This is a genomic window from Microbispora hainanensis (assembly GCF_036186745.1).
Classification (GTDB): domain Bacteria; phylum Actinomycetota; class Actinomycetes; order Streptosporangiales; family Streptosporangiaceae; genus Microbispora.
This window is the reverse complement of record NZ_CP108086.1, coordinates 5,078,239-5,098,892: the sequence shown is the minus strand read 5'-3', so window position 1 is coordinate 5,098,892 and position 20,654 is coordinate 5,078,239. Positions and strand designations below refer to the sequence as shown.

Sequence of the window (20,654 nt, the reverse complement as noted above, 5' to 3'; positions counted from 1 at the left end):
GCCCTCCGCGCTCAGTCTCGCAGCCTCCTGGCGTGTTCCTGCAGGGAACACACGTCGATGTCACCCCTGACGATGTGCTGGATGCCCTGCACGGCCGCCGCCAGGCCCTGGACGGTCGTGATGCAGGCGATGCCGCGGCTGACGGCGGCGGTGCGGATCTCGTACCCGTCGAGGCGCGGCCCGCCCTGACCGGGGCTGCCGAACGGGGTGTTCACGATGAGGTCCACCTCCCCGTCGAGGATGCGCCGCACGATCGTCGGCTCACCGTCGGGACCCGTCCCGTCGCTGTGCTTGCGCACGATCTTGGCACGTACGCCGTTGCGGCGCAGCACCTCGGCGGTGCCCTCCGTGGCAAGGATCTCGAAGCCGAGGTCCGCGAGCGCCTTCACGGGGAAGATCATTGCCCGCTTGTCCTTGTTGGCGACCGAGACGAACGCCCGCCCCTTGGTCGGCAGCGCGCCGTAGGCCGCCGACTGCGACTTGGCGAAGGCCGTGCCGAAGAACTCGTCGATGCCCATGACCTCGCCGGTCGAGCGCATCTCCGGCCCGAGCACGGTGTCCACGCCGCGGAACCGGTTGAACGGCAGCACCGCCTCCTTGACCGCGACCGGCGCGTCCAGCGGCAGCGTGCCGCCGTCGTAGCCGGCCGGCAGCATGCCCTCGGCGCGCAGCTCGGCGATCGTCGCGCCCAGCATCAGCCGCGCCGCCGCCTTGGCCAGCGGCACCGCCGTCGCCTTGGACACGAACGGCACCGTACGGCTGGCCCTCGGGTTGGCCTCCAGGACGTACAGCACGTTGGAGGCCATGGCGTACTGGACGTTCAGCAGGCCGCGCACGCCCACCCCGCGGGCGATGGCCTCGGTGGCCGCGCGGATCCGCTTGATGTCGAAGCCGCCCAGCGTGATCGGCGGCAGGGCGCACGCCGAGTCGCCGGAGTGGATGCCGGCCTCCTCGATGTGCTCCATGACGCCGCCGAGGTAGAGCTCCTCGCCGTCGAACAGCGCGTCCACGTCGATCTCGATGGCGTCGTCGAGGAACCGGTCGATCAGCACCGGGTGCTCGGAGGCCGCCTTCGCCATGTACGCCCCGAGGGTGTCCTCGTCGTACACGATGGCCATGCCGGCGCCGCCGAGCACGTACGACGGCCGCACGAGCACCGGATAGCCGATCTCCTCGGCGACGGCCTGAGCCTCTTCCACGGTCGTCGCGGTGCCGTGCTTGGGCGCGGGCAGCCCGGCCTCGGCGAGGACCCGCCCGAACGCGCCGCGCTCCTCGGCGAGGTGGATCGACTCGGGCGAGGTGCCGACCACGGGCACCCCCGCGTCCTTGAGCGCCTGGGCGAGCCCGAGCGGCGTCTGGCCGCCGAGCTGCACGATGACGCCGGCCACCGGCCCGGTCTCCTGCTCGGCGTGCACGACCTCCAGGACGTCCTCCAGCGTGAGCGGCTCGAAGTAGAGCCGGTCGGAGGTGTCGTAGTCGGTCGAGACGGTCTCGGGGTTGCAGTTGACCATCACGGTCTCGTAGCCGGCCCTGGACAGCTCGAACGACGCGTGCACGCAGGCGTAGTCGAACTCGATGCCCTGGCCGATGCGGTTGGGCCCGCTGCCCAGGATGATCACCTTGGGCCGGTCCCCTGCCGGCACCTCGGTCTCCTCGTCGTACGTGGAGTAGAGGTACGGCGTGCGCGCGGCGAACTCGGCGGCGCAGGTGTCCACGGTGTTGTAGACGGGCCGGACGCCGAGCTCGTGGCGCGCGGCCCGCACCTCGGGCTCCGGCACGCCCAGGATCTCGGCGATCTGCGCGTCGCTGAAGCCGTGCCGCTTGGCCAGCTCCAGGGTGGGCCGGTCGAGCGCGGTGATCGACCGGGCGACCTCGTCGATCGCGAAGAGCTGGTCGACGAACCACGGGTCCACCGACGTGACCTCGTGGATCTGCTCGGGGGTCGCGCCCGCCCTGATCGCCTGCTGCATGGTGCGCAGCCGTCCGTCGTGCGGCCTGCGGCAGGCCTCCAGGAGCTCGTCCAGGTCGCCGGGCTCGCCCGCCCAGGTGAACGACGACCCCTTCTTCTCCATCGACCGCAGCGCCTTCTGCAGCGCCTCGGGGAAGGAGCGGCCGATCGCCATCGCCTCGCCGACCGACTTCATGTGGGTGGTGAGCGTCTGGTCGGCCCCGGCGAACTTCTCGAACGCGAACCTCGGCACCTTGACCACGATGTAGTCGAGCGACGGCTCGAACGACGCCGGGGTCTCCTTGGTGATGTCGTTGGGGATCTCGTCGAGGGTGTAGCCGATGGCGAGCTTGGCGGCGATCTTGGCGATCGGGAAGCCGGTGGCCTTGGACGCCAGCGCCGACGACCGCGACACGCGCGGGTTCATCTCGATGACGATCATGCGGCCGGTCTTCGGGTCGACCGCGAACTGGATGTTGCAGCCGCCGGTGTCCACGCCGACCTCGCGGATGACCGCGATCGCGACGTCGCGCATGTTCTGGTATTCGCGGTCGGTCAGCGTCAGCGCGGGCGCCACCGTCACGCTGTCGCCGGTGTGGACGCCCATCGGGTCGATGTTCTCGATGGAGCACACGATGACCACGTTGTCGTTGCGGTCCCGCATGACCTCGAGCTCGTACTCCTTCCAGCCGAGGATCGACTCCTCCAGGAGCACCTCGGTGGTGGGGGACGCGTCGAGGCCGGCGCCCGCGATGCGGCGCAGCTCGGCCTCGTCGTGGGCGAACCCGGAGCCGGCGCCGCCCATGGTGAAGCTCGGGCGGACCACGACGGGGTAGCCCAGCTCGCCGGCCGCGGCCAGGCACTCGTCCATCGTGTGGCAGATCGCGCTGCGCGCCGACTCGGCGTTGAGGCCGCGCTCGGCGGCGACCTTGGCGACGATCTCCTTGAACCGCTCGCGGTTCTCCCCCGCCTGGATGGCGTCGATGTCGGCGCCGATCAGCTCGACGCCGTACTTGTCGAGCACGCCCGCCTCGTGCAGCGCCACGGCGGTGTTGAGCGCCGTCTGGCCGCCCAGCGTGGGCAGCAGCGCGTCGGGCCGCTCCTTGGCGATGATCTTCTCGACGATGTCCGGCGTGATCGGCTCGACGTAGGTGGCGTCGGCGAACTCCGGGTCCGTCATGATCGTGGCGGGGTTGCTGTTGACGAGGACGACCCGGAAGCCTTCGCTGCGCAGGACGCGGCAGGCCTGGGTGCCGGAGTAGTCGAACTCGCACGCCTGTCCGATGACGATCGGGCCGGAGCCGATCACCATGACGGACCTGATGTCCGTACGCTTAGGCACCCTCGGCCCCCTTCTTGTCGTCGGTGTCCTCGGTCGCGCTCCGTCGTGCCGGGGGCGCGCCGAATGACCGAGCCTCGCTCGCAGGCAGGGAGGCACGCTGCGCGCCGCTCCCTCGCTCCCTCCCGCGCTCCATCAGCTCGCAGAACTCGTCGAACAGGTACGCGGCGTCGTGCGGGCCCGCGGCCGCCTCGGGGTGGTACTGCACGCTGAACGCGGGACGCTCCAGCAGGCGCAGCCCCTCCACGCAGTCGTCGTTGAGGTTGACGTGGCTCACCTCGGCCGCGCCGTACGGGGTCTCGAAGGGGCCGTCGAGCGGCGCGCGCACGGCGAAGCCGTGGTTGTGCGCGGAGATCTCGACCTTGCCCGTCCTGCGGTCCTGCACCGGCTGGTTCACCCCGCGATGGCCGTACCGCAGCTTGTAGGTGCCGAGGCCGAGCGCCCGCCCGAGGATCTGGTTGCCGAAGCAGATGCCGAAGAACGGCACGCCCGCGTCCAGCACCTCGCGCAGCGACTCGACCGCGTAGTCGGCGGTGGCGGGGTCGCCGGGGCCGTTGGAGAAGAAGACGCCGTCCGGGTCGAGGGCGAGGATGTCGGCCGCCGTGACGGTCGCCGGCAGCACGTGCACCTCGCAGCCCCGCTCGGACATCCGCTCCGGCGTCATCGCCTTGATGCCGAGGTCGACCGCGGCGACGGTGAAGCGCTTGCGGCCGCGCGCCGGCACGACGTACGGCTCGGCCGTGCTGACCTCGCGGGCCAGGTCGGCGCCCTCCATGCCGGGCGAGCGCCGCACCCGCTCGACCAGCTCGTCGATGTCGCCGCCCTCGCTGAAGACGCCCGCGCGCATCGCGCCGCGCTCGCGCAGGTGGCGGGTGAGGGCGCGGGTGCCGGGCATCGCGATGCCGACCACGCCCTGGTCGCGCAGGTAGTCGTCGAGCGTCCTGCGGGAGCGCCAGTTCGACGGGATCCGGGACGGCTCGCGCACCACGTAGCCCGCTACCCAGACCCTGCCGGACTCGGGGTCCTCGTCGTTGACGCCGGTGTTGCCGATGTGCGGGGCGGTCATCGCCACGATCTGGCGGTGGTAGGAGGGGTCGGTGAGCGTCTCCTGGTAGCCGGTCATGCCGGTGTTGAAGACCATCTCGCCGAACGTCTCGCCCACCGCGCCGTACGGGGTTCCTTCGAAGACGCGTCCGTCCTCGAGCACGAGCAGGGCTGTCATACGAGCTTCCCTTCGAGAACGGTGGGGCGGCCGCGCAGGAACGTCGCGACGACGCGGCCGGGCAGGGTCAGCCCCTCGTAGGGGGTGTTGCGGCTCTTCGACGCCATCGCGGACGGGTCCACGGGCTGCCGGACCGACGGGTCGTACAGGGTGACGTTGCCGGGGGCTCCGGCCTCGATCGGGCGGCCGTGGCCGGCGAGCCTGCCGATCCTGGCCGGCCGGGCGGACATGCGGTCGGCGACGCCGGCCCAGTCGAGCAGGCCGGTCTCGACCATGGCCTCCTGGACCACGGACAGGGCCGTCTCCAGGCCGATCATGCCCATGGCCGCCGCGGCCCACTCGGTCTCCTTGTCCTCGACCGGGTGGGGCGCGTGGTCGGTGGCCACGCAGTCGATCGTGCCGTCGGCCAGCGCCTCGCGCAGCACCCGTACGTCGTCGGCGGTGCGCAGCGGCGGGTTCACCTTGTAGATCGGGTTGTACGGCCCGAGCGGCGAGCTCTCCGCGCAGGAGTCGGTCAGCAGCAGGTGATGGGGGGTGACCTCGGCGGTCACGTCCCAGCCCTTCGACTTGGCCCAGCGGATGATCTCGACGGAGCCCGCGGTGGAGACGTGGCAGACGTGCAGCCGGGAGCCGACGTGCGCGGCGAGCAGGCAGTCGCGCGCGATGATCGCCTCCTCGGCGACCGCCGGCCAGCCGGTCAGGCCGAGCCTGGCCGACACCTCGCCCTCGTTGAGCTGGGCGCCCTCGGTCAGCCTGGGCTCCTGGGCGTGCTGGGCGACGACGCCGTCGAACGCCTTGACATACTCCAGCGCCCGGCGCATCAGCACGGCGTCGGACACGCACTTGCCGTCGTCGGAGAAGACCCGCACGCGGGCCGCGGAGTCGGCCATCGCGCCGAGCTCGGCGAGCTGGCGGCCCTCCAGGCCGGAGGTCACCGCGCCCACGGGCTGCACGTCGCAGTGGCCGAACTCCTGGCCGAGCCGCCAGACCTGCTCCACCACGCCCGCGGTGTCGGCCACCGGGGAGGTGTTGGCCATCGCGTGGACGGCGGTGTATCCGCCCCGCGCCGCGGCCTGGGTGCCGGTCTCGACGGTCTCGGCGTCCTCCCGGCCGGGCTCGCGCAGGTGGGTGTGCAGGTCGACCAGGCCGGGCAGGGCGACCAGCCCGTCGGCGTCGATCGTCTGGTCGGCCTTGGCGCCCGCGAGGTCGCCGGTCTCCGCCACGACGCCGTCGCGCAGCAGGATGTCGCCCGGGGCGCCGCCCAGGATCCGCGCGCCCTTGATGAGGATGGTGTTCACAGTTCCCCCGTGAAGGTCGTACGTGCTCATTCGGCGCCTCCGATCGCGGGCTCGGAACCGCCGAGCAGCAGGTAGAGGACGGCCATCCGGACCGTCACGCCGTTGGTGACCTGCTCGACGATCGTCGAGCGCGGCGAGTCGGCGACCTCCGCGGAGATCTCCATGCCGCGGTTCATCGGGCCGGGGTGCATGACGACGGCGTCGTCGTGCAGGCGGGCGAAGCGCTCGCGGTCGAGGCCGTAGCGGCGGCTGTACTCCCGCGCCGAGGGGAAGTAGGCCGCGTTCATCCGTTCGAGCTGGACCCGCAGCATCATCACGACGTCCGACTTGGGCAGCACGGCGTCGAGGTCGTACGAGACCTGACAGGGCCAGGTCTCGACCGCAACCGGAAGCAGGGTCGGCGGGGCGACGAGCGTCACCTCCGCGCCGAGCGTGTGCAGCAGCAGCACGTTGGACCGGGCGACCCGGCTGTGCAGCACGTCGCCCACGATGGCGATCTTCAGGCCCTCCAGGCGGCCCAGCCTGCGGCGGATGCTGAAGGCGTCGAGCAGCGCCTGGGTGGGATGCTCGTGGGTGCCGTCCCCGGCGTTGACCACGCTGCCGCGCACCCAGGTGGCCAGGCGGTGCGGCGCGCCCGAGGCGCTGTGCCGGATCACCACGGCGTCGGCGCCCATGGCCTCCAGGGTGAGCGCGGTGTCCTTCAGCGACTCGCCCTTGGACACGCTCGACCCCTTGGCCGAGAAGTTGATCACATCGGCCGACAGGCGCTTGGCCGCGGCCTCGAAGGAGATGCGGGTCCGGGTGGAGTCCTCGAAGAAGAGGTTCACCACCGTGCGGCCGCGCAGCGTGGGCAGCTTCTTGATGGACCGCTGCGAGACCTGCGCCAGCTCCTCGGCCGTGTCGAGGATGAGGAGCGCGTCGTCGCGGGTGAGGTCGCCGGTCGAGATCAGGTGATGCTTCATCGGTCGTCCTCCTTGATGAGCACGACCGCGTCGCGCCCGTCGGTCTCCTCAAGGAAGACCTTGACCTTCTCGCTCTTGGAGGTCGGCAGGTTCTTGCCGACGTAGTCGGCGCGGATCGGCAGCTCGCGGTGGCCGCGGTCGACGAGCGTGGCGAGCTGGACGGCCCTGGGCCTGCCCACGTCGTTCAGCGCGTCGAGCGCGGCGCGGACGGTGCGGCCGGAGTAGAGGACGTCGTCCACGAGGACGACGGTCCTGCCGTCCACGCCGTTCTGGGGAAGTTCGGTGCGGCCGAGCGGGCGCGCGGGCCGCAGGCGCAGATCGTCGCGGTACATCGTGACGTCGATGGCGCCGACGGGGACCTTGATCCCCTCGAACTGGGCGATGCGCCCGGCGATGCGGTGCGCGAGAGTGGCGCCGCGGGTGGGGATACCGATCAGGACGACGTTCTCCGCGCCCCTGGTGCGTTCGAGGATCTCGTGTGCGATCCGGGTGAGCGCCCGGTGGATGTCGGGCCCTTCCAGTACGGCGCGGGCCTGATTTCGGGCATCAGACATCAAAAAGTCACCACCTTTCCCGCCTCACGGGACGGGTCTTAAAAGGGTGTCGGTTCTGCTTAGAGTATCAGGGCCGTCTGCGAACCCCCCTCCCGCCAGGGGTGATGCCACCGCAGGGGGTGTTCGCCCTCGGCGTGACGAGGACGTGCCGGGGCCTTCGGGGACCCTCCGGCGCCGTTCACGGGGACGCGCCGGGGACGTCCGGAAGACGGGCGAGAGACGGGCCGGGGATCGGAAGCCGCATCACACCGGGTGTCGGTGATTTCGGTGAGAGCACTGTTTCACGCTCTTTTTTCCAATCAGCTTGACCTTTGGGAGTGTCGGCTTTACCGTCACTGTCCGTAACCACAACACGCGACCTTCCTGGGTAAAACCCGACGCAGCGGTCACCGAAGGTGCCGGTCTCGGGCACCAGCCCCGGTGTACGGAACGCTTAGGACAAGGACGCACAATCAAGTGAGAAGAGACATAGAAAGCCGGGGGCCACACGATGCCGTCTGACTACGCCAAGTCGCTGGGCGCGCGCCTGCGCGCCATCCGGACCCAGCAGGGGCTGTCCCTGCATGGTGTGGAAGAGAAGTCCCGCGGACGGTGGAAGGCCGTCGTCGTGGGCTCCTACGAGCGGGGCGACCGCGCGGTGACCGTGCAGAAGCTCGCCGAGCTCGCGGATTTCTACGGAGTGCCGGTGTCGGAGCTTCTTCCGGGCGGAGCCGCCCCCAGCCCGCTTGCGCCCGCTCCCAAGTTGGTCATCGACCTTGAGCGCCTTTCGCAGCTGCCGAAGGACAAGGCCGGTCCGCTTGCCCGTTACGCCGCGACCATCCAGAGCCAGCGGGGTGACTACAACGGCAAGGTGCTGTCCATCCGGCAGGAGGACCTGCGTTCGCTGGCGGTCATCTACGACAAGTCGCCGGTCGAGCTGACCGAGGAGTTCATCCACTGGGGCGTGCTCGACGCGGAGGCCCGCCGCGCCGTCGAGTCCTTCTGACCTCCCACGGGTCCGCACCCGGCTCCCCGCGGCGATGCCGGTCGTTTCCGGCACGCGCCGTGCCTGGAGCGGTCCGGGCGGCGCCTTCGCGGCATCGGCGTCGGCGGGCCCCTTCGTCACGGGCGGCGTCTCCGCGACGGGGAGCCGCCCGTACGACTGATTCCCGCCACGCGGGGATAGGCAGGACATGACGTTTTTCGTGGGCTCCGAGGTGGGCAGGCTCCGCCGGGTTCTGGTCGACATACCCGAACTCGCGCTCAAGCGGCTCACCCCGGGCAACAAGGACGCCCTGCTGTTCGACGACGTGCTGTGGGTGCAGCGCGCTCTGGAGGAGCACCGGGAGTGGTGCGAGGTGCTCGCCGGGCGCGGCGTCGAGGTGCATCACCTCGGCGACCTCCTCCGGGAGGTGATCGAGATCCCCGACGCGCGCAAGCACATCCTCGACGGCAGCGTCGACGAGCACTGGTTCGGCCCCCTGACCGCCGACGCGATCCGCAACACGCTCGACGCCCTCGACGCGGACGCGCTCGCGCCGCTGCTGACGGGCGGGATCACCAAACGCGAGATCCTCGAACTGGGCTGCGACCCGGCCTCCATCGTCTTCCACACCCTCGGCCTGGACGACTTCGTCCTCCCGCCGCTGCCCAACCACCTGTTCGCCCGCGACACCTCCTGCTGGATATACGACGGGGTGTCGATCAATCCGATGCGCAAGAAGGCCCGCAGGCGGGAGACCGTCAACTACGAGGCGGTCTACCGGTGGCACCCGCTGTTCGCCCCGGGCTACGGCAACCCGGACGGCGGCGGTTTCAACGTCTGGTACGAGGGCGTGCGCATGGCCCCGGCCACCATCGAGGGCGGCGACGTCCTGGTGCTCGGCGACGGCGTCGTGCTCGTCGGGGTGAGCGAGCGCACCCAGCCGCAGGCCGTGGAGATGCTGGCGACCAACCTGTTCCGAGCGGGGTCGGCGACCCGCATCGTGGCGCTCGTCCTGCCCAAGACCCGCGCGTTCATGCACCTCGACACTGTCATGACCAACGTCGACGTGGGCGTGTTCACCAAATACGCCGGGCTCGGCATGCTCCCGTCCTACACGGTGGAGCCGGGCGACACCGACAAGGAGCTGAAGATCACCGACCATCCGCCGGAGGACATGCACAAGGCGATCGCCCGGGCCATCGGCCTCGACGACATCAAGGTCCTCACGCCGACGCAGGACGTGCACGCGGCCGAACGCGAGCAGTGGGACGACGGCTGCAACGTGCTGGCGCTGGAGCCCGGCGTGGTCGTGGCCTATGAGCGCAACACCACGACCAACAACCACCTGCGCAGGCACGGCATCGAGGTCATCACCATCCGGGGCAGCGAGCTCGGCCGCGGGCGCGGCGGGCCGCGGTGCATGAGCTGCCCTCTGGAGCGCGACCCCGTCTGACCACAGCCGCGATCCCACCGGCCTGAATCCCCGCACCGCGCGAGCAGCGTCGGTATGATCCCGGGTATGAGCGGAGACAGGAAGGCGCGGATCACGATCACCGTGGACCCCGGCGTCCTTGAATACGCCGAGCACCTCGTGGCGACCGGCAAGGCCACCAGCGTGGCCGCCGTCTTCAACGACGCCATCGCGGAAAAGCGCATCACCGACCAGCGCGCGCTCGCCCTGCTGCGCGAACGCGCCCGCCAGGCCGACCCCGAACGGGTGGCCCGCATGATGCGGCACGTGAACCGCCAGCTCGCCGAGCATGGTTTCCCAGCAGCGTCCGGTGAGTGACTTCACCCCCACGCCGTACATCCTCGACACCAGCGTGCTGACCGACGTCGCCCGCGGGGACGCCGACGTCATCGGCCTCCTGCAGGACTTCGACCGGGCCGGTCAGACTCTCGTCGTCCCCGCACTGGCGGCCGCCGGGGCACTCCTCGACGGCCGCGGCACGCCGGACGCCCAGGCCCTGCTCGCCGGCCTGGCCGCGTTCGAGCATGCCGTCGTCGCCCCGCTGGACGGCATCGCACAATCCGCCAAGCTCGTCGACACGATGGCCGTCACCGGCCTCGACATCCATGACGCTCACGCCGCCGCAATCGCGGACGTCTCGGTCTGCCCGATCCTCACCCTGCGCGGCGGCAAATGGCAGCGACCGTCCCGTGCCCTGGACAACCCGCTGCGCATCATCGAGATCGCCGACCCCGACGAATAGGCCCCGTGGGACACGCTGGTGAGGCCTGACGCGATCCCGAGCGAGAGCCCCAACGCATGGCCGCTCCATAGCCCGCCTGGGCAGGGCTCGGTGCCAGCCGGCCGTGGGTTCGGCGTCGGGCGGGCATGGGCGGGGTGCGGGGTCAGCCGGCCATGGGGAGGGTGGGACGGCCGGGCAGGCCGAGGATCGACTCGACCTCGCCGACGAACCTGTCCGCCTCCGCTATGATTTCCTCCGCGTCGTTCTGCGTGACGGCGCGGACCATGCCGGCCTCGGCCGCCGCGCGCTTGGTCGCGCTCACCGCGAAGTAGGCCGCCCAGTCCGCGAGCTTGGGCTCGGCCTCCGGGAGCAGCTCCCAGGCGCTGCGCAGCCGCCGCCTGCGGCCGTCCATCGGACGTGGACGAGCCGCGAGGATCCCGGCGGCGGCGCGGAGAGCCGCCAGATGGGCCGAGACGTAGCGGTCCGCGGGTGTGGGCCCGACGGTGGCGTCAGCGAGGCATGCCCTGGCGTCCGCGAGGTGTGCCAGAACCGCCTGCGAGAGCCGGGGCCCGCTCTTCTGATCGTCGTTCTGCTCAGTCATGCCCGCCTCCTTGAGTCGTGGCACTCCGGCGAAGGTCGCCGGTGACCTCACAGTCGCAGATCGCACCGACAATTTCGCCGGCCGGAGATCCCGCGAACCGCTCGAGATCGCCCGGCGCTTTCCCAGGCTCCCGTGGGCGGCCGGACGAGGAGCTTCCCCTCTCCCCGTCCGGCCCACGCCGCGGGCCGTGCCGCATCCGTCTCCGCCGACGACGAAGGCACGGAACCAACGGGGTGGGCGCGAGCCGCGAGTCCCACGCCCACTCCATCGAACATAGATTCGATCATGTTCCCTGTCAAGACTGTCAACGAAAACGTGTTCGAGGATCGCGTTCGAAACGAGCGGGGCGGACGACAGAGGGGCCCCGCGCGACGATCTCGCGCGGGGCCCCTCCTGAAGGGAGTCAGCGCCTGAAGGCGCCCCTGACGTGCACCGGGACGCCCGTGCCGAGCATGCCCGGCAGGATCTCGGCCACGCTCATGGGCAGCCGCACGCAGCCGTGCGACGCCGGGTAGAGCGGCACCGACAGCGCGCCGTGGAGCGCGATGCCGCCGTTGAAGAAGATGGGGTTGTAGAGCTGCCCCAGGTAGGACCGGTGCCAGCCCTTGACCCGCCAGGTGGTCCTGTAGTCGCCGGTCGGCGTGCGGGCGCTGCCGGAGAACCGCTGCCGCTTGCCGTTCCAGGTGGCCCACTCGGTGTAGGGGATGCCGCTGCCGCTGGAGATGTGGCTGATCAGCACCGGCACGCCACCCCGATAGAGAACCATCACCTGCTTGGTCAGGTTCACCTCGACACGGTTCGCCTTGCCCCTGGGCACCAGGACCTTGGGCGCCCGGGGGTTCTCCAGCGCCCGCCAGGTGCGGGCGGCGATCGTGCTGGTCGGCGTGATCCCCTGCACCTTCTGGAACGCCCAGACCGCCATCTGCGTGGCCCCGCCGTACCGTCCGTCAATGCTGCCGGGCACATACCCGAGCTCCTTGAGCCGGGCCTGCAGCGCCTTGACGGCGGAGCCCTTGGCGCCGAGCTTGAGCGTCTTGCCCGGGGCGGTGAACGGCGCGTAACCGGTGGCGCGTGCGGGGACGGCGGCCCGCGCCGGGAGCGCCGAGGACGGCGAGAGCGCGGGAAGCGCCCCGAGCACGGCCTCCGCCGGTGCGGCGGTGCTCGCCTGGGCCGTGCCCGCGGCGCCGGTCGCCGCGAAGGCCGTCGCGAACGTCACGACCCCGGCCGCGACGAGTAGTCTCCGTCGACCCCTCATCATGACCAACCCCCTCATAAGCCGGTTTCTCGATCAAAGGACTCACCTTACGGTCCGATTGTGAGCCGCGTGATCGTAAGTGGCCATAATCGGCCGCGTATGTCCTGGCAATCCGTTTAGAGTGACCGGGTGGCAGAAAAGTTGCATCCGAACGTCGCCCGGGTTCAGGAGGCCCTGCGGGCCCACGCGGTGACGGGCGAGGTCGTCGTGCTCGATGAGGCCGCGCCGACGGCCGCCACGGCGGCGGCCCAGCTCGGCTGCGAGGTCGGCGCGATCGCCAACAGCCTGATCTTCGACGCGGACGGCGCGCCGCTGCTGGTGCTGACCAGCGGCGCCCATCGCGTGAACACCGATCTGATCGCGCGCCTCGTGGGCGCGGCGAAGGTGCGGCGGGCCACGCCGGAGTTCGTCCGCGAGCACACCGGGCAGCCCATCGGCGGCGTCGCCCCGGTCGGCCACCCCGCGCCCGTACGGACGCTGGTGGACACCTGGCTGAGCAAGCACGACGTGGTCTGGGCCGCCGCCGGGCACCCCCACACCGTCTTCCCGACCTCCTATGACGAGCTGCTGCGCATCACTGGAGGCACGTCGGCGGATGTGGAGTGACGCCTGCCGAACCGGCCCGGCGTCGCTTTGCTAGTGTGCGACGAGTGATCCGACTGCGACGGGTGGGGCCCGACGAGTTCAGGGCCGTGCTGGACACCGTGCTGGAGATCTACACGGTCGCCATGCGCCCGCCGTCGGACCAGCTCGCGGGCCGTATGGCGATCATGCGCAACCACGCCACCTATCCCGACTTCGACTGCGTGCTCGCGGAGGAGGCGCGGACCTCCGTCATCGTCGGCTTCGCGTACGGCTTCCACGGCGGCCAGGGGCAGTGGTGGCACGACGTCGTGCGGGGGGCGCTGCAGGACCGGGCCGGGCCGCTGGTGGCGGACGACTGGTTCGGCGACGCCCTGGAGATCGCCGAGATCCACGTGCGCCCCGAACATCAGGGCCGGGGCGTCGGCCGGCGGATGATCCACGCGCTGTGCGAGGGCCGCCCGGAGCGTACGGCCGTGCTGTCGACGCACGACGCCCCCACGGTGGCCCGGCACCTCTACCGGGACGTCGGGTTCACCGACCTGATGACCCGGTTCGTCTTCCCCGGCGGCTACGAGGAGTACGTCATCGCCGGGGTGCGGCTGCCGCTGGCCGAGCGCGAGGCCGCCGGGGCAGAGGAAAGCTGACGGGACCGGCCGGCTCTCAGCCGGCCACAGCGGCGGCGGGCACGCTGTGCAGCGCCTGGAACACCTCGCGGGTCGCGCTCGACCGGTTGAAGGTGATGAAGTGGATGCCGGGCGCGCCCTCGTCGAGAAGCTTCTGGCACATCTCGATGGCGTGCTCGATGCCGAGGCGGCGGACCGCGGCCGGGTCGTCGGCGACGGCCGCGAACCGCTCGGCCACCTCCGGCGGGAACGGCGCACCGGACAGCTGCTCCGACCGGGCGATCGTGCTCATCTGCGTGACGGGCATGATCCCCGGGATGATCGGGGTGTCGCACCCGTGGGCCGCCACACGGTCGCGCAGCCGCAGGTAGTCCTCGGCCCTGAAGAACATCTGGGTGATCGCGTAGTCCGCGCCGGCCCGGCACTTCTGCACGAAATACTTCGTGTCCGACTCGATGGTCGCCGACCTGGGGTGCTTGTACGGGAAGGCCGCCACGCCCACGCAGAAGTCGCCCGCCTGGCGGATCAGCCGCACCAGCTCCTCGGCGTACAGCACGCCCTCGGGGTGCTTGACCCACTCGTCCAGGGGGTTGCCGCCGCGCGGGTCGCCGCGTACGGCGAGGATGTTGCGCACGCCCGCGTCGGCGAACCTGCCGACGAGGTGGCGCAGCTCGCGGATCGAGTGGTCGACCGCGGTGAAGTGGGCGACGGGCGTCAGCGTGGTCTCGTGCGCCAGCCGCTCGACGATGTCCACCGTGCGGTCCCGGGTCGAGCCGCCGGCGCCGTAGGTCACGGAGACGAACGTCGGGCGCAGCGCCTCCAGCTCACGGATCGCCCGCCACAGCTGCCGCTCCCCCTCGTCGGTCTTCGGCGGCATGAACTCGAACGAGAACGAGCGCTCACCCGCGGCCAGCAGTTCGCGGACCGTCGGGACGCGATCAGGAAGCCGCGAGGGCAGACCGAGAGCCATACCGGCAAGGGTACAGCGACGGTGGTTTTGGCGGCCGTCACAGTCTTGCAATGTGGACATTTGCCCTATCAGAGCGAGTTGACACGATTGGAGGGGATCTGCTGATAGGTGTCTGGATCAACCCCGGTTAGTCTCAGAACATGACCGCTTCCGCCGCCTCGCTCGATTCCATCCGTACGGAGGTGGACCTCGCACTCCGGGAGTTCCTCGACCGGCAGCGACCACACTTCGGTGACCCCCATCTGGCCGTCCTGCTGTCCGCCGCGGAAGACTTCCTTGCTGGTGGCAAGAGGCTGCGGCCCGCCTTCTGCTACTGGGGCTGGCGCGCCGCCGGAGGAGGCGACGACCCGGGGCTGCGCTTCGCCGCCGCCTCGCTGGAGCTCCTCCAGGCCAGCGCGCTCATCCACGACGACGTCATGGACGCCAGCGACGTGCGCCGGGGCATGCCGTCGGCGCACCGCCGGTTCGAACGCATGCACACCGAGGCGGGCTGGCACGGGTCGGCGCCGCAGTTCGGCGAGGGCACGGCCGTGCTGCTGGGCAACCTGCTGCTGGTGTGGTCCGGGGAGATGTGGCGCACCAGCGGCCTCGCCCCCGAGGCGATCGCCGCCGCCCAGCCGATGCACGACTACATGCTCACCGAGCTCATGTGCGGGCAGTATCTCGACCTGCTCGAACAGGCGCAGGGGGAGAGCACGTTCGACAGCGCGCTGCGGGTGGCGCTCTACAAGAGCGGCAAATACTCGGTCGAGCAGCCGCTCCGGCTCGGGCTCGTCCTCGCCGCCCGGGCCCGCCACGCCTGGATCGACCGGCTCTGCGTGCAGTACGGCCAGCAGGTGGGCATCGCCTTCCAGCTCCGCGACGACATCCTCGGCGTGTTCGGCGACCCGGCGGAGACCGGCAAGCCCGCCGGTGACGACCTTCGCGAGGGCAAGCGGACCGTCCTGATCGCGCGTGCGCTCGCCTCGGCCACCCCCGCTCAGACGGAGGTCGTACGGTCCCTGCTCGGCGACCCGGAGCTGGACGCCGAAGGGATCGGGCGGTTGCGTACGGTGATCGAGGAGACCGGCGCGCTGACGGCGTGCGAGGACATGATCAAGCGCTACCTCGACGACGCGCTGCACGCCCTCGACCAGGCGCCGATCGAGGACGACGCCCGCGCCGCACTGGCCGCCCTGGCCGTGGCGGCCACGGCCCGCCGCACCTGACCGGACGACGGACATTCCTCACCTGGCGGCGGGCGTCCCGCCCCGCCTGACGCGGACGTTCCGCCGCGGGTGACGGGCGGGCGCCCCACCGTGCCTGACCGTGCGCGTTCCGCTCAGAGCGGGACGGCGGACAGCCGTGCCTTGAGCGCGGCGGCGGCGGCGCCCGGATCGTCGGCCTCGGTGATGGCACGGACGACCACGGCGCGGCGCACGCCGTGCGCCATCACCTCGTCGAGGTTGCCCAGGTCGATGCCGCCGATGCCGAACCACGGGCGGTCGGCGCCCAGGCTCGCGGCATGCTGAAGCAGCGCGGGGCCGGGCGCCGGACGGCCGGGCTTGGTGGGCGTGGGCCAGATCGGCCCGCAGCAGAAGTAGTCCACGCCCGGCTCCACGGCGGCGGCCGACGCCTCGGCCGCCGAGTGCGTCGACCTGCCGATGAGCACGTCAGGACCGAGGATCTCCCGCGCCACCGGGACCGGGAGGTCGTCCTGGCCGAGGTGCAGGATGTCGGGCCGCGCGGCGTAGGCCACATCCGCCCGGTCGTTCACCGCCAGCAGGGCACCATGCCTGTCGCAGGCCGCGCGGAAGACCTCGAGCAGCTCCAGCTCCTCGCGCGCCTCCAGGCCCTTCTCCCTGAGCTGCACGATGTCCACCCCGCCGGACAGGACCGCGTCGAGGAACTTCTCCAGATCGCCGCGGTCCCTTCTGCCGTCAGTGCAGAGGTAGAGCCTGGCCTGCGCGAGCCGCTGTCGCCGGATGTCGTCCACCCGACCACAATGCCATGCGGCGGCGGGGTCAGAAGCCGAGGGCCTGGGCCCTGCGCTTGACCTCCGTGTGCCGGCCCTTCACGATCGCGTCGATCGGGGCCCCGGGCAGCGAGTCGTCCGGGGTGAACAGCCACCGGATCGACTCCACCTCGTCGTACCCGGCGTCGGACAGGACGGTGAGCGTGCCGGGCAGGCCCTTGAGCACCTCACCGTCCGCGATGAACACCGCCGGGATCTGCGGCTCGCCGCCGCCCCGGCGGACGCCGACGAGCTTCTTGTCCTTGAGGAGTTGCTTGGCGCGGCCGACGCTGAGCCCCAGCTTCTTGGCGGCCTCCGAGAGGGGGAGCCACTCCCCTACGAGCTGGTCGGTCTCCCGGTCGATCTGCGCAACAGTAAGCGTCACGGAACCACCATTACCACAGGCGGGCCGCCACGAAACACCTCGATTAAGCCATAATGCAGTCGCGTAGCGGCCGGGCCGAATCCCCCACCCGCAGGGGGTCGAGCCGCCGGCCGCTCTCGATGATCTTCCGGCCCTGCACCACGTCGCGGGGGCGGTCGACGGTGAGCACCGCGGCGAGCCGGTCGTCGGCCTTCAGCCAGCACACCGCCCACTTCGGGTCCCTGCGCGGGTCGCCGCGCAGCACCATGCGGTCACCGGCCTCCCGGTGACCGGCGAACTGCACCATGTGGCCGAACTGCTCCGACCAGAAGTACGGCACCGGGTCGTAGACCGCCTCCTCGCCCAGCAGGGTGGCGGCGGCCACGTCGGGGGCCTGGAGCGCGGTGTCCCAGTGCTCGACGCGCAGCCGGGTGCGGAACCTGCGCGACCACCAGCTCGCGCAGTCGCCCACCGCGACCACGTTGGGCAGCGACGTGCGCAGGTGCTCGTCGACCACCACCCCGTCGTCGACCCGGACCGCCGACCCCTTCAGCCAGTCGACGGCCGGGCGCACACCGACGCCGGTGACGACCACGTCGGCCGGCACCCGGGCGCCGGACATGAGCGTGAGGCCGTCGGGGTCCACGCTGCCGACCAGCGCCCCGAGGCGCAGCTCGACGCCCGCCCGCGCGTACCAGCCGGTGGTGTGGCTGCCCACCTCGGGCCCGAGGGCCACGGCGAGCGGGCTCTCCCCCGCCTCCACGACGGTCACGGCGCACCCGGCCCTGGCCGCCGCGGTGGCGACCTCGGCGCCGATCCAGCCGGCCCCGACGACGGCCACGCGGGCCCCGGGGACCAGCCGTTCGCGCAGCGCGAGCGCGTCCTCGATCGTGCGCAGCACGTGCTGGCGGCCCTCGCCGCGCAGGCGGATCGGGGCGGCGCCGGTGGCGATCACCAGGCCGTCGTACTCCAGCTCTCCCTCGGTCGTCTCCAGCACGCCCTCGCGCAGGCCCTTGGCCGCCGTGCCGAGGCACAGCCGTACGTCGAGGGCGTCGAGATCGGAGTCGACCACGGTGGAGTCGGTCTCTCCGAGCAGCACCGCCTTCGACAGCGGCGGCCGGTCATAGGGGCGATGGTTTTCCTCGCCGATGAGCGTGATGCGTCCGGTGAACCCACGGAACCTCAACGCCTCGATGCTTCGCACGCCGGCCAGGCCGGCACCCACCACCACGACGTGATCCACAGCTCGACCATAGATTGCCGACAGGGGCCCTGGCCAACGGGGCCCCCATAACGAGTTGGGTAATTGACGCGCACTCGAACAGGCCCGGGTTGTGAGGCCCCGGGTGCTCTCACCACCCGGGCTCATCGGTCCCGCGATCGGCCGTTTCGGGCGGCGTACTACCCTTGGGGACGTAAGACGCGCGGGAGCCCGGCGGACCGGGCTGAGAGGAGAGCACGAGGCTCTCGACCGCCCCGACCTGATCCGGGTAATGCCGGCGAAGGGAGCGCTGTGTCCCGCACACCGCCACCCGGCGTTCAGTCCGGCTACGACGTCGTGATCGTGGGCGGCGGGGTGGAAGGCCTGGCCGCGGCCTGGCGCACCGTCCGGCGCGGCCTGTCGGTCGCGGTGGCCGACCCCTCCCCCGGAGGCGGCGCCACCCACGCGTCCGCGGGGATGCTCGCGCCGGTCAGCGAGGTGACCTACACGGAGGAGCCGCTGCTGCGGCTCGGTCTCGCGTCACTGGCGGCCTGGCCGGCGTTCCGGGCGGAGCTTGAGGACGAGACCGGCGCCGACCTCGACTACCGGACCGAGGGCACCCTGGAGGTCGCCCGCGGCGCGGACGACATGGCCGTCCTCGACGACCTCGCCGCCTTCGAGCGGACGCTCGGCCTGCGGGTCGAGCGGCTCACCGGGCGCGAGTGCCGCTCCTTCGAGCCGATGCTCTCTCCCTCCGTACGCGGTGGGCTGCTGGCCCGCGACGACGCCTGGGTCAACCCCCGCAGGGTCGTACGCGCCCTGCTCACGGCGTTCGAGAAGGCGGGCGGCACGCTGGTGACCGAGCGAGTCGCCGCGATCGACGCCCCGGAGGCGGGGGGTCCGTCCGTACGGCTGGAGTCCGGCGGGACCGTCGCGGCCGGGCAGGTCGTCGTGGCGGCCGGGTCGTGGTCGGCGTCCCTGCTGCCCGGCCTGCCGGTGCGCCCGGTCAAGGGCGAGATCCTCCGGCTGCGCGGGCCCCGGGGCTTCCTCACCCGGTGCGTCAGGGGGCTGGTGCACGGCTCCCCCGCCTACCTCGTCCCCCGGGGCGACGGCGAGATCACGCTGGGCGCGACCACCCAGGAGATGGGGTACGACGCGCGGGTCACCGCCGGAGGCGTCTACGAGCTGCTGCGCGACGCCCGCGAGCTGGTGCCCGGCATCACCGAGCTCGAACTCGCCGAGACGACGACCGGCTTCCGCCCGGGCACACCCGACAACCTGCCGCTCATCGGTCCCGCCGGGCCGCCCGGCGTGCTGGCGGCGACCGGGCACGGGCGCAACGGGGTGCTGCTGTCCCCGGTCACGGCCGACGCCGTCGCCGCGTTCCTCACCGGCGACGAGGTGCCCCCGGTCGCCCGGTTCTGCGATCCAGGGAGATTCAGCCAATGAAAGTCACGATCAACGGAGGCGCGGCCGAGCTGCCGGACGGCGCCACGGTCGGCGACGCCGTACGGACCCTCACGGCCCTCACGTCGGGGGTCGCGGTGGCGCTGAACGGCGAGGTCGTCAGCCGGAGCGCCTGGGACTCCACCCAGGTCGCCGACGGCGACGGCGTCGAAGTGCTCACGGCCGTGCAGGGAGGGTGAACATGACCGACGACGTCCTCGTGCTGGGCGGGGAGAAGTTCACCTCGCGGCTCATCATGGGCACCGGCGGCGCGCCGTCGCTCGAGGTGCTCGACCAGGCGCTCGAGGCGTCCGGCACCGAGCTGACGACCGTCGCGATGCGCAGGCTCGACCCGCAGTCGCGTGGCTCGGTGCTCGACCTGCTGCGCGCCCGCGGCATCAAGGTGCTGCCGAACACGGCGGGCTGCTTCACCGCCGGGGAGGCGGTGCTGACCGCCCGGCTGGCCCGCGAGGCGCTGGAGACCAACTGGGTGAAGCTGGAGGTCATCGCGGACGAGCGGACCCTGCTGCCCGACCCGATCGAGACCTTCGACGCCGCCGAGCGGCTGGTCGCCGACGGCTTCGTGGTGCTGCCGTACATCGGCGACGACCCGGCACTGGCCCGCAGGCTCCAGGACGCCGGGTGCGCGGCCGTGATGCCGCTCGGCGCCCCGATCGGCTCCGGGCTGGGCATCCGCAACCCGCACAGCATCGAGCTGATCGTCGAGGCGGCCACGGTGCCGGTGATCCTCGACGCCGGCATCGGCACGGCCAGCGACGCCGCGCTCGCGATGGAGCTGGGCTGCGACGCCGTCCTGCTGGCCAGCGCCGTGACCCGGGCGCACCGGCCGGACCTGATGGCGGCGGCCATGCGGCAGGCGGTCACGGCCGGGCGGACGGCCCGCCTCGCCGGGCGCATCCCGCGCCGCCGCTACGCCGAGGCGTCCTCGCCCGCCCGCGCGTCCTGAGATCCGCCGCACAGTCCGGCACCGTGGTCCGGCGCCACGGTCCGGCACCACAGTCCGACCCCGTGGTCCGGCACCACGGTCCAACTGTGCGGACCGACCCTGCGGTCGGGCACCACAGTCCGGCTCTGGGGTCCGGCTCTGCGGTCCGGCACCGCCGTGGCCTCTGTCCT

Annotated in this window: 21 protein-coding genes and 1 riboswitch; of the genes, 10 read left to right on the top strand and 11 right to left on the bottom strand. The window is 71.7% G+C overall.

The genetic code is table 11. The features are described 5' to 3' along the window. Window positions 1-11: 11 nt before the first annotated feature. Genes carB through pyrR form a run of 5 tightly spaced genes read right to left on the bottom strand, consistent with a single transcriptional unit; the run spans window position 12 to window position 7,323 of the window. Window positions 12-3,290, bottom strand: a complete 3,279-nt coding sequence (gene carB, locus OHB01_RS23835; RefSeq protein ID WP_147942211.1) for a carbamoyl-phosphate synthase large subunit — start codon at window positions 3,288-3,290, stop codon at window positions 12-14. Continuing rightward, on the bottom strand, window positions 3,283-4,509 hold the full coding sequence (gene carA / locus OHB01_RS23830; RefSeq protein WP_328854005.1) for a glutamine-hydrolyzing carbamoyl-phosphate synthase small subunit: 1,227 nt from the start codon (window positions 4,507-4,509) through the stop codon (window positions 3,283-3,285). The genes carB and carA overlap by 8 nt, the downstream gene beginning before the upstream one ends. Beyond that, window positions 4,506-5,837 (bottom strand): dihydroorotase, encoded by a 1,332-nt coding sequence (locus tag OHB01_RS23825; protein ID WP_205829666.1) that lies wholly within the window; start codon window positions 5,835-5,837, stop codon window positions 4,506-4,508. Before OHB01_RS23825 ends, carA begins: the two co-directional genes overlap by 4 nt. Beyond that, entirely contained in the window at window positions 5,834-6,769 is a 936-nt protein-coding gene (locus OHB01_RS23820) for an aspartate carbamoyltransferase catalytic subunit (protein ID WP_142644959.1), read from the bottom strand. Before OHB01_RS23820 ends, OHB01_RS23825 begins: the two co-directional genes overlap by 4 nt. Next, complete coding sequence (gene pyrR, locus OHB01_RS23815) at window positions 6,766-7,323, bottom strand: bifunctional pyr operon transcriptional regulator/uracil phosphoribosyltransferase PyrR (protein ID WP_168065543.1); 558 nt, start codon at window positions 7,321-7,323, stop codon at window positions 6,766-6,768. The genes OHB01_RS23820 and pyrR overlap by 4 nt, the downstream gene beginning before the upstream one ends. A 490-nt stretch (window positions 7,324-7,813) precedes the next feature. Here pyrR and OHB01_RS23810 point away from each other — a divergent pair, with 490 nt between their 5' ends. The 4 genes from OHB01_RS23810 (at window position 7,814) to OHB01_RS23795 (ending at window position 10,500) form a co-directional block, all read left to right on the top strand. Continuing rightward, window positions 7,814-8,308 carry a transcriptional regulator gene (locus OHB01_RS23810; protein WP_030508976.1) on the top strand — a complete coding sequence of 165 codons (495 nt, stop codon included), beginning with the start codon at window positions 7,814-7,816 and terminating at the stop codon, window positions 8,306-8,308. 187 nt (window positions 8,309-8,495) lie between these two features. Beyond that, entirely contained in the window at window positions 8,496-9,740 is a 1,245-nt protein-coding gene (locus OHB01_RS23805) for an arginine deiminase (protein ID WP_142644957.1), read from the top strand. A gap of 66 nt (window positions 9,741-9,806) precedes the next feature. Continuing rightward, window positions 9,807-10,076 carry a hypothetical protein gene (locus OHB01_RS23800; protein WP_142644956.1) on the top strand — a complete coding sequence of 90 codons (270 nt, stop codon included), beginning with the start codon at window positions 9,807-9,809 and terminating at the stop codon, window positions 10,074-10,076. Then, window positions 10,069-10,500 carry a type II toxin-antitoxin system VapC family toxin gene (locus tag OHB01_RS23795; protein ID WP_142644955.1) on the top strand — a complete coding sequence of 144 codons (432 nt, stop codon included), beginning with the start codon at window positions 10,069-10,071 and terminating at the stop codon, window positions 10,498-10,500. Before OHB01_RS23800 ends, OHB01_RS23795 begins: the two co-directional genes overlap by 8 nt. A 142-nt stretch (window positions 10,501-10,642) precedes the next feature. Here OHB01_RS23795 and OHB01_RS23790 read toward each other — a convergent pair whose 3' ends face one another. Together OHB01_RS23790 and OHB01_RS23785 are read right to left on the bottom strand one after the other, a co-directional pair. After that, on the bottom strand, window positions 10,643-11,080 hold the full coding sequence (locus tag OHB01_RS23790; protein ID WP_076432068.1) for an SAV_6107 family HEPN domain-containing protein: 438 nt from the start codon (window positions 11,078-11,080) through the stop codon (window positions 10,643-10,645). Window positions 11,081-11,483: 403 nt separating this feature from the next. Continuing rightward, the gene (locus tag OHB01_RS23785) at window positions 11,484-12,338 is read right to left on the bottom strand and encodes a L,D-transpeptidase family protein (protein ID WP_240970789.1); all 855 of its coding nucleotides are present in this window, start codon (window positions 12,336-12,338) and stop codon (window positions 11,484-11,486) included. Window positions 12,339-12,464: 126 nt separating this feature from the next. On the opposite strand from OHB01_RS23785, the gene OHB01_RS23780 reads away from it, so the two are divergent. Together OHB01_RS23780 and OHB01_RS23775 are read left to right on the top strand one after the other, a co-directional pair. Beyond that, on the top strand, window positions 12,465-12,941 hold the full coding sequence (locus tag OHB01_RS23780; RefSeq protein ID WP_142644954.1) for a YbaK/EbsC family protein: 477 nt from the start codon (window positions 12,465-12,467) through the stop codon (window positions 12,939-12,941). A gap of 44 nt (window positions 12,942-12,985) precedes the next feature. After that, window positions 12,986-13,564 (top strand): GNAT family N-acetyltransferase, encoded by a 579-nt coding sequence (locus tag OHB01_RS23775; protein ID WP_328854004.1) that lies wholly within the window; start codon window positions 12,986-12,988, stop codon window positions 13,562-13,564. A gap of 16 nt (window positions 13,565-13,580) precedes the next feature. On the opposite strand, the gene metF is transcribed toward OHB01_RS23775, so the two are convergent. Next, on the bottom strand, window positions 13,581-14,513 hold the full coding sequence (gene metF / locus OHB01_RS23770; protein ID WP_142644952.1) for a methylenetetrahydrofolate reductase [NAD(P)H]: 933 nt from the start codon (window positions 14,511-14,513) through the stop codon (window positions 13,581-13,583). A 140-nt stretch (window positions 14,514-14,653) separates the two neighbouring features. Between metF and OHB01_RS23765 the strand changes: the two genes are divergently transcribed. Continuing rightward, complete coding sequence (locus tag OHB01_RS23765; protein WP_142644951.1) at window positions 14,654-15,721, top strand: polyprenyl synthetase family protein; 1,068 nt, start codon at window positions 14,654-14,656, stop codon at window positions 15,719-15,721. 113 nt (window positions 15,722-15,834) lie between these two features. Here the strand turns inward: OHB01_RS23765 and thiE are convergent, their stop codons facing one another. The 3 genes from thiE to OHB01_RS23750 are packed head-to-tail and all read right to left on the bottom strand — an operon-like array spanning window position 15,835 to window position 18,113. Then, the gene (gene thiE / locus OHB01_RS23760) at window positions 15,835-16,488 is read right to left on the bottom strand and encodes a thiamine phosphate synthase (protein WP_396688644.1); all 654 of its coding nucleotides are present in this window, start codon (window positions 16,486-16,488) and stop codon (window positions 15,835-15,837) included. A 28-nt stretch (window positions 16,489-16,516) separates the two neighbouring features. Beyond that, window positions 16,517-16,891, bottom strand: coding sequence for an Rv2175c family DNA-binding protein (locus OHB01_RS23755; protein ID WP_142644950.1), 375 nt, complete (start codon window positions 16,889-16,891; stop codon window positions 16,517-16,519). Window positions 16,892-16,934: 43 nt separating this feature from the next. Beyond that, window positions 16,935-18,113: an NAD(P)/FAD-dependent oxidoreductase gene (locus tag OHB01_RS23750; protein WP_168065541.1), complete on the bottom strand. Its 1,179-nt coding sequence runs from the start codon at window positions 18,111-18,113 to the stop codon at window positions 16,935-16,937. Between the two features lie 171 nt (window positions 18,114-18,284). After that, window positions 18,285-18,395, top strand: a riboswitch (TPP riboswitch). On the opposite strand from OHB01_RS23750, the gene thiO reads away from it, so the two are divergent. The 3 genes from thiO (at window position 18,384) to OHB01_RS23735 (ending at window position 20,484) form a co-directional block, all read left to right on the top strand. Then, window positions 18,384-19,520, top strand: coding sequence for a glycine oxidase ThiO (gene thiO / locus OHB01_RS23745; RefSeq protein WP_142644948.1), 1,137 nt, complete (start codon window positions 18,384-18,386; stop codon window positions 19,518-19,520). It overlaps the preceding riboswitch by 12 nt. Continuing rightward, window positions 19,517-19,717, top strand: a complete 201-nt coding sequence (thiS, locus tag OHB01_RS23740; protein WP_079320013.1) for a sulfur carrier protein ThiS — start codon at window positions 19,517-19,519, stop codon at window positions 19,715-19,717. Before thiO ends, thiS begins: the two co-directional genes overlap by 4 nt. Before the next feature lie 2 nt (window positions 19,718-19,719). Next, window positions 19,720-20,484: a thiazole synthase gene (locus tag OHB01_RS23735; protein ID WP_142644947.1), complete on the top strand. Its 765-nt coding sequence runs from the start codon at window positions 19,720-19,722 to the stop codon at window positions 20,482-20,484. Window positions 20,485-20,654: the final 170 nt, after the last annotated feature.